This window comes from Kitasatospora kazusensis (assembly GCF_039529945.1).
GTDB classification, from domain to species: Bacteria; Actinomycetota; Actinomycetes; order Streptomycetales; family Streptomycetaceae; genus Kitasatospora; species Kitasatospora kazusensis.
The window spans coordinates 1-12,197 of record NZ_BAAANT010000023.1; the positions used below are offsets into that span (position 1 = coordinate 1).

Below are 12,197 nucleotides of genomic sequence, written 5' to 3' on the forward strand. Positions count from 1 at the left end.
TCGATCCGCCACTTGACCTGCATCGCACCCCGGGTGTGCCGGGCGATGTCGCGCAGCGCGTGCAGCACCGTGTCCTGGCTGTCGGCGCAGATCTGCAACGACAGGTCACCGTGCAGCTCGGCGGCCTGGAGGTTGTCGTTGGGGAAGGTCTTCATCGGGCGCAGCTTCACCGGCTTGGCCTTCGCGAGGCCGTAGCGGCCGTCGAAGAGCGAGGCGCCGACGCCGACCGTCACGGTGAGGTCGTCGGTCGGGACGACCGGCCCCAGGATGCCGTTGTCGGCCGGCGGGGCACCGACGCCCAGGTCGGGCGGGGTGCCGCCGGCGGTGAGGAAGCGGATCCGGTCGGTCAGGGTGTGGAACAGCGTCTCCAGCGCGGCGCGGTCCGCGGCGATCACGTCGAAGGAGACGAAGGCCGCGTAGCCGGGCGCCGGGGTGGTGACACCGGCCTGGTGCTCGCCGTGGAACGCGACGGCGCCGCGCTTGGCCGCACCGCTGGTCTCCGCGCTGGCCGGACCGGCCGAGAGGGTGAACGCACCTCCGGCTATGGCTGCGGCGCCGGCGCCCGCGCCGAGCGCGGCCTTGACGAAGCTGCGGCGGGCCGGCCCGGCCGGGCAGCCGCTCTCGGCGGGAGCGGCGGTGGCGGCAGCGTGCGGGAAGGGGCAGGAACCGGTTGCGGTCTGGTCGGTCATCAGGCTGACTTCCGGATCTCAAGAAGGTCGGGGATCGGGGCGAGGTCTTCGAGCAACTGGCCGGTGGCGCCGTTCAGCTGCTGTCGCGTGGCGGCGGGGAGCTGGTCCACCGGGGTCCAGCTGCCGTCCGGCTTGCGCGCGGCGGTGAGCAGGGCGTTGACCCGCAGCATTCCGGCGTCGACCTTGGCCAGCAACTCGGGCGACCGCTCCTTGATCAGCGGCTGGAGGACGGTCAGCAGCTCCTGCGTACCCGCCACATTGGCCTGCGCGGTGGCCAGGTTGCTGCCGCTGCCCTGGTCGGTGTCGCCGGTCAGCTCGAACTGGAGGGTGTTCTCCAGGATCTCGTGGGTGCGCAGCGGCAGGTCGCCGGGGTCGAACGACTGGGCCGGGAAGGCCTTGGCCAGGCCGTCCACGTCGGCGGCCAGCTGGTCCGCGACGGGGGCCAGGTCGGCGGCCGACTGGTTGTGCCACAGGCCGTACTCCAACCGGAGGAACCCGCCGAAGTCCTTGTCCCCGGCCTTGTCGGGCAGGCCGTCGGGGCGGCCGTTGATCTTGCCGTCGAAGTCCGCGAAGGTGCCGTACGCGGCGCCCAGCGAGGCGTACTGCAGGTGTGCGGTCAGCCAGTCGGCGCGGGCGGCGTTCAGGTCACCGGCCTGGAGGTCGGCCTGGAGCTTGCGGGTCTTGGCCTGCAGGGCGGTCAGGCCCTGGCCGACGTACGCCTTGTAGGCGTCCAGCGGTGCCTTGAGGTCGTCCTCGGCGACGGGGGCGACGGCCTTGACGTCGGCTCCGCCGGTGACATGCACGGCCGCCGAGGTGACGCTCTTGCCGCCGGTGGGCACGCAGCGCCAGGCGTAGTCGCCGGTGCCGATGGTGGCGGTCAGGGCGCGGGTGGTGGCGGGGGCCAGGCCCTCGACCTCACCGTAGACGGCGCCGCTGGCCGGGTTGATCAGGTAGACCTCTGAGGTCTTGTCACCGGTGTTGCGCATCTGGAAGACCTGCTGGCCGGGCTGCGGGGTGCTGAAGCCCTTGCCGCACTCGGTCTCGGAGACCGCGACCGTCGCGGTGCCGGCCGGCTTGCCGTCGCTCACCGCGATCACCACGGCCGCCACCACGGCGGGGGCGGCGACCAGGGCGGCGGGGAGCAGCCAGCGCGGGCGGCCCGGCGCGGCGGGGGCGGCGGCCGGGGAGGCCTCCGGGGCGCTCTGGGCGGCGGTCCGGGTGGCGGCGTCCGGGGCCTCGGCCGCCGCCTCGGAGACGACCGGCGCAGGGGCGGGCGCGGGGGCGGTGCTGCGGACGCCCTGGACGAAGAGGGTCATCACGATCGCCAGGTAGCCGGCGTAGGCGAGGACCTGGAGCCAGGTCATCGTGACGGTGAGGTTGAACACGCCCTGGACCAGGGTGGCGTACCAGGAGCCCGCGTCCACGGTGGAGCTGATGTCGAACGCGTACGCGTGGCCGCCGGGCAGCACGCCGGACTCCTGGAGGTCGCGCAGGCCGTAGCTGAGCACGCCCGCCGCGATCACGATCAGGACGGCGCCGGTGACGGCGAAGAACCTGGTCAGGTTGATCTTCAGGACCCGGCGGTACAGGCCCCAGCAGAGCCCGGTGGCCAGCACCAGGCCGACGGCCGCGCCGATCAGCGGGCCGGTCGAGCTCTTGGCGGTCTGGATGGTGCTCCAGAGGAAGAGCGAGGTTTCGAGGCCCTCGCGGCCGACGGCCAGGAAGCTGGTCAGGACGAGGGTCCCGGCGCCCATCGCGAGCGCGGCGGTGACCTTCTCGCGGATCTGCGAGGAGAGGGTGCGGGCCGAGCGGCGCATCCAGAACACCATCGCGGTGACGAAGGCGACGGCGATCAGGCTGAGCGCGCCGCCGAACGCCTCCTGCGCGGAGCCGGAGAGCTTGGCGGCGGTGAAGGTGAGCACCGAGCCGAAGCTCAGCGCCAGCGCCAGCGCGGCCAGCACGCCCGTCCACACCTGCGGGAGCCGGGACTTCTGCCCGGAGCGCACCAGGGTGGCGACCAGGATCGACACGATCAGCCCGGCCTCCAGGCCCTCACGTAGACCGATCAAGAAGCTTGGAAACGCGTCGTCCCACATGGCCTTACCTGTCCGAGTGCCCTGACGCCCCGGGCATGGTGCTGCCCGGGGCGTCCCTACTTAGCTTAGGCATACCTTAGCCACAGTGGGGTCGAGCGTCCACGCCGGGGACGGAAGACAGGCGGCAAATCAGACAATCACTCAGGAAACGGCGCGTGAGTCGGCCCACACGCCCTCGAACTCCTCGCGGTAGACCTCCAGCAGACCGGGCTCCTGAACGCCCGGCCGGACACCCGCCTGGGCGGCCGGCCGGCCGCCGGACAGACCGCCCGACAGACCGCCGGGGGAACCCGCCGCCTGACCGGCCGCCGACTGGCCGAAGCCCTGGCCCGCCCCCTGCCCGGCCCCGCCGCGCAGCACCAGCGCGGGCGACTCGATCCCCCGGGACCGCCGCAGGTAGGGCTGCACCACCCCGATGTCCGTCGAGCGCCGCCGACCGCCCGCGCCGGTCACCCGGGGGCCCTCCACCAGGTAGGCGGTGAACCGCGGCGTCTCGTCGAAGACCCGGATCTCGAAGGCGCCCTGGTCGCGCAGCCCGGCCCGGACCCGGCGGACGTGCATGATGTTCATCTCGATCGAGCGGGCCAGCTCGCCGCGCCCGAGCCCCAGCTCGCGCTCGCGGCGGCGGACGGCGCTGCTGGCCGGGTTGAGGAAGAGCAGCCGGACCCGGCAGCCGCCGGAGGCGAGCCGCACCAGCCGCTTGCCGGTGTAGTTCTGGCAGAGCATGCCGAGGCCGATCCCGACGGCGTCCAGCCGCCGGGCCCCGTCGAGCAGGTCCTCCACCGGCAGGTCGCGCTGGAGCCGGACGCGGTCCGGGTGCACGGCGACCACGTCCGCGTACCGGCCGGCGACCAGTTCCTCGACCACGTCGGCGGGCACCCCGCCGGTACCGCCATCCAGCAGGGTCAGCACCCGGGCCGCCGCCCGCTCGGCCTGGGCCAGCACGGTGTGGGAGAGGCTGCGGTTGCGCGAGACCACGTGCCGGGCGACCTCCAGTTCGTCCAGCGCGAGCTCCACCTCCCGGCGGTCCGGCACGTACGGCTCGAAGCACGGCCAGTGCTGCACCATCAGCTCGCGCAGCTGGGGCATGGTCAGGAAGACCAGCGGGTCGTCGTCGGACGGGTCGAGCAGGTAGCCCTTGCGGCGGCTCACCTCGCGGACGGCGCCCGCCCGGTGCACCCACTCCTCGCCGGCCGGTCCGGCGGCGGCCGTCACCCAGTCCTCGCCGTGGGCCGGCGCGTAGACCGGGCGCAGCACCTCGTCGACCAGGGCGCGCAGCCGCTGCTCGACCAGGTTCAGCCAGACGTAGGCCCGGCCGGTCAGCCGGACCCGCTGGTGCGCCAGGTCCCACTGCTCGCCGGACCAGGCGAGCGACAGGCCGTCGGGCGGGCCGGACTGGGCCGGCACGGTGGCGCGGCCCGCCATGGACGCGCGCATGACCATCGTCGGCGCCTCGCTCCGCCCGGGGCCCTCGGACCCGCCCCGGCCGCCGGAGGGGACCACCATGCGCTACCTCACCTCTCGGCCCGCCGACTCCCCGGAGTGACCCGGGGGTGACGTACCGTCCGCTGACACAGTCTCAACCACGGCGGCCTCGGCAGAGCCTGTCTCCGCTTGCGGTTCCGGCATGGTGTCCGGAGCGCGCCGGAAGATCACAGGGTACTGCGCGGGCCGTCCGGGCCGCAGCCGCTTCGCGGCTCCGCCACCGGAATCGGGGCATCCGGCGCCGCTCCGGCCGCCGGACCCCCGGGGGGCGTCACAACCGGCGCGACAGCATCCGGGGGCAGCATCCGCTGCGGGCCCCGACCGCGCCGCGGACACCCGTTCGGGCGAACAACACGTGAATGCGCCCTAACGGCGGGCAGGTGTTGGGGAGTATGCCCCCTGTGTCGTGTATCACGGTACGAACGGAGTCGGCCTACCCGGGCAACCGGCCGGGCAGAGCCCACTGGAGCGCCAATTCCCATGAAGCCAAGGGAGTTTGAGGAATATGCAGGTCTGGCCAGGTCAGCCGTACCCCCTCGGCGCCACGTACGACGGGGCCGGCACCAACTTCGCGGTGTTCTCCGAGAGCGCCGACCGGATCGAACTGTGCCTGCTCTCCGAGGACGGCTCCGAGACGGCCGTCGAGCTCCGTGAGACGGACGCCTTCGTCCGGCACGCCTACCTGCCGGGCATCCAGCCCGGCCAGCGCTACGGCTTCCGGGTGCACGGCCCGCACAACCCCGGCCTCGGCCAGCGGCACAACAGCTCGAAGCTGCTGCTCGACCCGTACGCCAAGGCGATGAGCGGCCAGATCGACTGGGACGAGTCGGTGTACGGCTACCACTTCGGCGCCCCCGAGCGGCGCAACGACCTGGACTCCGCGCCGCACACCATGCACTCGGTGGTGATCAACCCCTACTTCGACTGGGGCAACGACCGCCCGCCGCGCACCGACTACCACCGCACCGTGCTGTACGAGGCGCACGTCAAGGGGCTCACCCAACTGCACCCCGGCATCCCCGACGAGATCCGGGGCACGTACGCGGGCCTGGCGCACCCGGCGGTGATCGAGCACCTGGCCAAGCTGGGCGTCACCGCGATCGAGCTGATGCCGGTGCACCAGTTCGTCCGGGACCACCGGCTGCGCGACCTGGGGCTGGCCAACTACTGGGGCTACAACACCATCGGCTTCTTCGCCCCGCACTCCCCGTACTCCTCCGGGGGCGACCGGGGGCAGCAGGTGCAGGAGTTCAAGTCGATGGTGAAGGCGCTGCACGCGGCGGGCATCGAGGTGATCCTCGACGTGGTCTACAACCACACCGCCGAGGGCAACCACCTCGGCCCGACGCTTTCCCTGCGCGGCCTGGACAACGTCTCGTACTACCGGCTCGCCAAGGACCAGCGCTTCTACGAGGACACCACCGGCACCGGCAACAGCCTGCTGATGCGCAGCCCGCACGTGCTCCAGATGATCATGGATTCGCTGCGGTACTGGGTCACCGAGATGCACGTGGACGGCTTCCGCTTCGACCTCGCGGCCACGCTGGCCCGGCAGTTCCACGAGGTGGACCGGCTCTCCTCGTTCTTCGACCTCTGCCAGCAGGACCCGGTGGTCTCGCAGGCCAAACTGATCGCCGAACCCTGGGACCTCGGCGAAGGCGGCTACCAGGTCGGCAACTTCCCTCCGCTGTGGACGGAGTGGAACGGCATGTACCGGGACACCGTCCGCGACCTGTGGCGCGGCGAGAACGCCAGCCTGGCCGAGTTCGCCTCCCGGCTCACCGGCTCCTCCGACCTCTACCAGGACGACGGGCGGCGGCCGATCGCCTCCATCAACTTCGTCACCTGCCACGACGGCTTCACGCTGCGCGACCTGGTCTCGTACAACGACAAGCACAACACCGCCAACGGCGAGGACAACCGGGACGGCGAGAGCTTCAACCGCTCCTGGAACTGCGGCGCCGAGGGTGACACCGAGGACCCGGACGTGCTGGGGCTGAGAGCCCGCCAGCAGCGCAACTTCATCGCCACCCTGCTGCTCTCGCAGGGCGTGCCGATGCTCTCGCACGGCGACGAGCTGGGGCGCACCCAGCAGGGCAACAACAACGCCTACTGCCAGGACAACGAACTCTCCTGGGTGCGCTGGGAATCCGGCGACACCCACCTGCTGGAGTTCACCCAGGGCATGATCTGGCTCCGCCGGGACCACCCCGTCTTCCGGCGCCGCCGCTTCTTCCACGGCCGCCCCGTCTCCGGCACCCACGACGACCTCACCGACATCGGCTGGTTCACCCCGGCCGGGGAGGAGATGACCAAGGGCGACTGGAGCACCAGCTACGCGAAGTCGCTGACGGTCTTCCTGAACGGCAACGCGATCTCCGAACCGGACCGGCGCGGCGGGAAGATCGTCGACGACTCCTTCCTGCTGATGTTCAACGCCCACTTCGAGCCGCTGGAGTTCACCGTCCCCGCCGACCACGGCCAGGAGTGGGCGGTCGTGGTCGACACCAGCGAGCCGGTCCTCCCGGCCCCCGGCACCGGCACCCGCGTCAAGGCCGGCGACTCCCTCTGGCTCACCGACCGCTCCCTCCTCGTCCTCCAACGCCCAGCCTGACAGACAGGGCCCACCCAAGGGGCGCGGGGAACTGCGCGAGGGCGGAAGGCAACGGTCCGTTCCTCCCGATTCGCGCAGTTCCCCGCGCCCCCAAGGGGTACCCGCACCCGTCCGGTGAACCCAGCGAAGCGTGCGGCGCCGGTACGAAGGTGTTGGCCCGTTCGTACCAACGGGCTCATAGCCGCGCCCCTGCGGGGGTAGGCATGACCTCATGACCTCCGCCGAAGCCTCCGCTCAGCCACGCCCGGCCGGGGCCGCCCCCACGGCCAGCTACCGGCTCCAGCTCCAGCCGGGCTTCACCCTGCGGGACGCCGAGCGCGCGGTGCCGTACCTGGCCGCGCTCGGCGTCTCGCATCTGCACCTGTCCCCGCTGCTGGCCGCCGTCCCCGGCTCCACGCACGGGTACGACACCGTCGACCACGGCCGGATCAGCGAGCAGCTCGGCGGCGAACCCGCCCTGCGCGCGCTCGCCGCCGAAGCCCGCCGGCACGGACTGCGGCTGATCGCGGACGTCGTCCCCAACCACATGGCGCTGCCGGTGCCCGAGCAGCTCAACCAGCCGCTCTGGCAGGTGCTCCGGGACGGCCCCGACTCGCCGTACGCGCCCTGGTTCGACATCGACTGGACGTCCCAGCCGGGCCCCTGGGACGCCCCGGAGCGCGGGCGGCTGCTGCTGCCGCTGCTCGGCGGGCGCCTCGGCGAGGTGCTCGGGGAGCTCGCGGTCGACGGCGAGGTGCTGCGCTACCACGACCACGCCTTCCCGCTGCGTCCCGGCACCGCCGGGCTGCCGTTGCCGGAGCTGCTGGCCCGCCAGTGGTACCGGCTGGCCTGGTGGGAGCTGGCCGGCAGCGAGCTGAACTACCGCCGGTTCTTCACCGTCAACGAGCTGATCGCGGTGCGGGTCGAGGTGCCCGAGGTGTTCGAGGCGACGCACCGGACGCTGCTGCGGCTGCACGCCGACGGCGTGCTGGACGGCTTCCGGATCGACCACCCGGACGGCCTGGCCGACCCGCTCGGGTACCTGCGGCGGCTGGCGGCGGCCACCGGCGGGGCCTACACCGTGGTGGAGAAGATCCTCACCGGACCGGAGCGGCTGCCCGCGGACTGGCCCTGCGCGGGCACCACCGGGTACGACGCGCTGCGCCGGATCGACGGGGTCCTCACCGACCACCTGGGCGCCGAGCGGCTGGTCGCCGCGTACCGGCACGACACGGGCGCCGGGTCCGCGTCGGAGGCCGCCCGGCAGGGCCGGGCCGAGCTGACCGCCCCGCACGGCGAGCTGGCCGCCGAGGTGGACCGGCTGGTCCGGCTCGCCCGGCGGATCTGTGCCGCCGAACCCGCGCTGGCCGACCACGCCGCGCCGGACCTGCGGGAGGCGCTGGGCGAGCTGCTGACGGCGTACCCGGTCTACCGGCCGTACGTCCGGCCGGGCGAGCCCGCGCCGCCGGAGGCCGTCGCGGACGTCGAGGCGGCGCTGCCCGGGGGCGGCGCCACCGGCGAGCTGGTCCGCGGCCTGGCGCTCGGGCGGCTGGGGCGCAGCGCGGCCAAGGACGAGTTCTGCGCCCGGTTCGGCCAGACCGCCTCGGCCGTCGCCGCGAAGGGGGTCGAGGACACCGCGTTCTACCGCTGGAACGCGCTGCTCAGCCTGAACGAGGTGGGCGGCGACCCGGGCCACCCGGGGGTGCGGCCCGCCGACTTCCACCACTGGTGCGGCTACCTCCAGGAGAGCTGGCCGCACTCCATGACGGCGCTCTCCACCCACGACACCAAGCGCAGCGCGGACGCCCGCGCCCGGCTCGCCGTGCTGGCCGAGCTGCCGGAGCGCTGGGCCGCCGAGTGCGCGGCCTGGATGACGGCGGCCGGCCCGTGCCCGGACCGCGGCTCGGCCTGGCTGCTGTGGCAGACCCTGATCGCGGCCTGGCCGGTCGGCCCGGACCGGCTGGTGGCCACCGTGCTGAAGTCGGCCCGCGAGGCCAAGCAGCGGACCTCCTGGACGGCCCCGGACGAGCGCTTCGAACACGCCCTGGCCGACTACGCGCGCGGGGTGGCGGCCAACCCCGGGCTCCACCCGAGGATCGACGGCTTCGTGCGCACCCTCGCCCCCTACGCCCGCAGCAACAGCCTGGCGGCGGCGCTGCTGCACCTGACCGTGCCGGGTGTGCCGGACCTGTACCAGGGCAGTGAGGAGCCGCTCCACACCCTGGTCGACCCGGACAACCGGGCGCCGGTGGACCTGGGCGCGCTCGCCGTCCGGCTGACGGACTCGCCGGTGGACCGGTCCGGCGACCTGGCCCGCGAGAAGCTCCACCTCACCACCACGGCGCTGCACCTGCGCCGCACGTTCGGCCCGTACCGGCCGCTGGCGGCCGAGGGGCCGGCCGCCGCGCACCTGCTGGCCTTCGAGCGCGGCCCCCGGGTGATCAGCGCGGTGACCAGGCTGCCGTACGGGCTGGAGCACTCCGGCGGCTGGCGCGGCACGGTGCTGGAGCTGCCCGCCGGGCGGTGGACGGACCAGCTGACGCGGCGTACGTTCGGCGCCGGCCCGCTCCAGCTGGGGGCCCTGTTCGAGCACCTCCCGGTGGCGCTGCTGACGGAGGGCCCGTGACGGACTACCAGGTGTGGGCGCCGGCGGCCGACCGGGTCGAGGTGGAGGTGGCGGGCTCGGTGTACCGGATGAGCCCGTCCGAGGGCCGTCCCGGCTGGTGGCGGGCCGAGGCACCGGCAGGTGACTACGGCTTCCGCCTGGACGGCGGCCCGCCGCTGCCGGACCCGCGCTCGCCGCGCCAGCCGTACGGACCGGACGGCCTGAGCCGGGCGGTCGACCACGCGGCCTTCGCCTGGTCGGACGTCGGGTGGCACGGAAGGGCGCTGCCGGGCGGCGTGCTGTACGAACTGCACGTCGGCACCTTCACCCCGGCCGGGACCTTCGACGCGGCCGCCGAGCGGCTCGACCACCTGGTCGGGCTCGGCGTGGACTTCGTCGAGTTGATGCCGGTCTGCCCGTTCTCCGGCCGGCACGGCTGGGGCTACGACGGGGTGTCGCTCTGGGCGGTGCACGAGCCGTACGGCGGACCGGAGGGGCTGAAGCGCTTCGTGGACGCGGCCCACCGCAAGGGGCTCGGCGTGGTGCTGGACGTGGTGCACAACCACCTGGGCCCGTCCGGCAACTACCTGCCCGCCTTCGGCCCGTACTTCACCGACCGGCACCGGACGCCCTGGGGTTCGGCGGTCAACCTGGACGCGCCGGGCTCGGACGAGGTGCGGGCGTACCTGATCGGCAGTGCGCTGGCCTGGCTGCGGGACTACCGGATCGACGGGCTGCGGCTGGACGCGGTGCACGCGCTCGCGGACGACCGGGCGGTGCACTTCCTGGAGGAACTGTCGGCCGCCGTCGACACGTTGGCGGTGGCGACCGGCCGGCCGCTGTTCCTGGTCGGCGAGTCCGATCTCAACGACCCGCGTACCACCGCCCCCCGGCAGGCGGGCGGCCACGGGCTGGCCGCGCAGTGGAGCGACGACTTCCACCACGCCCTGCACGCGCTGCTGACCGGCGAGTCCCAGGGCTACTACGCCGACTTCGCCGAGCGTCCGCTCGCCGCGGTGGCCAAGACGCTGACCCGGGGGTTCTTCCACGACGGGTCCTGGTCGTCGTTCCGGGGCCGCACCCACGGGCGCCCCTTCCCCGCCGGGTACGGACACCGGCTGCTGGGCTACCTGCAGACCCACGACCAGGTGGGCAACCGGGCCACCGGCGACCGGCTCTCCGCCGCGCTGCCGCCCGGCCGGCTCGCCGCCGGGGCGGCGCTGGTGCTCACCTCGCCGTTCACCCCGATGCTGTTCATGGGCGAGGAGTGGGGCGCGGGCACGCCCTGGCAGTACTTCACCAGCCACACCGACCCGCAGCTGGCCGAGGCCGTCCGGCAGGGGCGGCGGCGGGAGTTCACCGGGCACGGCTGGACGGCGGAGGAGATCCCCGATCCGCAGGCCCCCGGCACGGTACTCGCCTCGACCCTGGACTGGACCGAACCGGCCCGCGAGCCGCACGCCGCACTGCTCGACTGGTACCGCAGGCTGCTCCGGCTGCGGCGGTCCTGCCCCGAGCTCGCCGACCCGGACCTCGCGGCCGTCCGGGTCGAGTCCGACGAGGAGCAGCACCTGCTGGTGGTGCACCGGGGGCCCTACCGCGTGGTGGTCCGGCTCGACGGCGACGCCCCGCTCGCGGTGCGGCTGGACCGGCCGTACGCGCGGACCCTCGCGCTGTTCGGCGACGCCTGGCCCTCCTCGGCCGAACGCGAGCTCTTCCTCGCGCCGGACTCGGTGGCCGTGGTGCGGGTGGAGACGGAGCCCCGGCAGGGCGCGCGGCCCGACCCCGGCGCCGGGCCTCACCCGAGGTAACCGGCGATCCGCTCGCGCAGGCCGGGCGCGTCCAGGCCGTAGGCGGCGAGGTGCTCGGCGACGGTGCCGTAGTGCCGGTGCTCCTCGCGCGGCACACCGAGGCCCAGCACCCGGTGCGGAAGGTCGGCGAGGGCGTCGTGCGCCTCGTTGTTGGAGGTGCCCGCGAGGTAGGGCTCGACCAGCACCACGTCGGCGCGCCCGCCGAGGGCCGCGCGCAGCCCGGCGGCGTCGAACGGCCGGACGGTGGCGGCGTACAGCACGGTGACGTCCAGGCCCTCGGTGGCGGCCAGCACCGCGTCGAGCATCGGGCCGACGGCGAGCACCACCCCGCCCGTGCCCTGCCGGACGGTCAGGAACCGGCCCGGTGCGACCGGCAGCGCCTCGGCGTTCTGGTGGCCCGAGAGGCGCAGGTACACCTTGCCGTCCCCGTCGGCGGCGGCGTGCCGCAGCAGCGCCTCGGCCTCGTCGGGGTGGCCGGGCACGTGCACCGTCCAGCCGGGCAGGGTGTCGAGCAGCGCGACGTCCCCGGGTGCCATGTGGGTCCGGCCGCCGGCCGGCCAGTCGTACGAGCCGGAGGCGCTGACCAGCACGGCGCCGACGCCCTGGTGGCCGAGGTCCAGCTTGACCTGCTCGAAGGGGCGCTCGACCAGGAAGCTGGCGAAGGTGTGCGCGATCGGGCGCATCCCGGTCAGCGCGAGCCCGCCGGCGGCGCCGATCAGCAGCTGCTCCCGGATACCGACGTTGATCACCCGGTCGGGGTGCCGCTCGGCGGCCGGGGCGAAGCCCGCGGCGCTGATGTCGGCGAGCACCACGGCGAGCCGGGGGTCGTGGTCGAGCAGGTCGGCGGTGGTGGCGATGAAGCGGTCGCGCATGGTGTCCATCAGGGAGCCTCTCGGGTCTCTTCTTCGGGGTGCGGGT

Annotated in this window: 7 protein-coding genes; 3 read left to right on the forward strand and 4 right to left on the reverse strand. The window is 73.8% G+C overall.

The window, feature by feature from the left end:
• The 3 genes from ABD330_RS19550 to ABD330_RS19560 all read right to left on the reverse strand — a co-directional run.
• Positions 1–689: Dyp-type peroxidase domain-containing protein (locus ABD330_RS19550; RefSeq protein ID WP_344466808.1), on the reverse strand; the 689-nt coding region annotated here is incomplete at its 3' end.
• The gene (gene efeU, locus ABD330_RS19555; RefSeq protein ID WP_344466810.1) at positions 689–2,785 is read right to left on the reverse strand and encodes an iron uptake transporter permease EfeU; all 2,097 of its coding nucleotides are present in this window, start codon (positions 2,783–2,785) and stop codon (positions 689–691) included. The genes efeU and ABD330_RS19550, both read right to left, overlap by 1 nt.
• 141 nt (positions 2,786–2,926) lie before the next feature.
• A complete protein-coding gene (locus ABD330_RS19560) occupies positions 2,927–4,291 on the reverse strand; it encodes an SAV2148 family HEPN domain-containing protein (protein ID WP_344466812.1) in 1,365 nt (454 codons plus the stop codon).
• Between the two features lie 484 nt (positions 4,292–4,775).
• Here ABD330_RS19560 and glgX point away from each other — a divergent pair, with 484 nt between their 5' ends.
• The 3 genes from glgX to treZ all read left to right on the forward strand — a co-directional run bounded on the left by glgX (position 4,776) and on the right by treZ (position 11,279).
• Positions 4,776–6,884, forward strand: a complete 2,109-nt coding sequence (gene glgX / locus ABD330_RS19565) for a glycogen debranching protein GlgX (RefSeq protein WP_344466814.1) — start codon at positions 4,776–4,778, stop codon at positions 6,882–6,884.
• Positions 6,885–7,095: 211 nt separating this feature from the next.
• Positions 7,096–9,489: a malto-oligosyltrehalose synthase gene (gene treY, locus ABD330_RS19570; protein WP_344466816.1), complete on the forward strand. Its 2,394-nt coding sequence runs from the start codon at positions 7,096–7,098 to the stop codon at positions 9,487–9,489.
• A complete protein-coding gene (gene treZ / locus ABD330_RS19575) occupies positions 9,486–11,279 on the forward strand; it encodes a malto-oligosyltrehalose trehalohydrolase (protein ID WP_344466818.1) in 1,794 nt (597 codons plus the stop codon). The genes treY and treZ overlap by 4 nt, the downstream gene beginning before the upstream one ends.
• Here the strand turns inward: treZ and ABD330_RS19580 are convergent.
• Positions 11,267–12,160 (reverse strand): transketolase family protein, encoded by an 894-nt coding sequence (locus tag ABD330_RS19580; protein ID WP_344466820.1) that lies wholly within the window; start codon positions 12,158–12,160, stop codon positions 11,267–11,269. The genes treZ and ABD330_RS19580 overlap by 13 nt on opposite strands.
• Between the last annotated feature and the right edge of the window lie 37 nt (positions 12,161–12,197).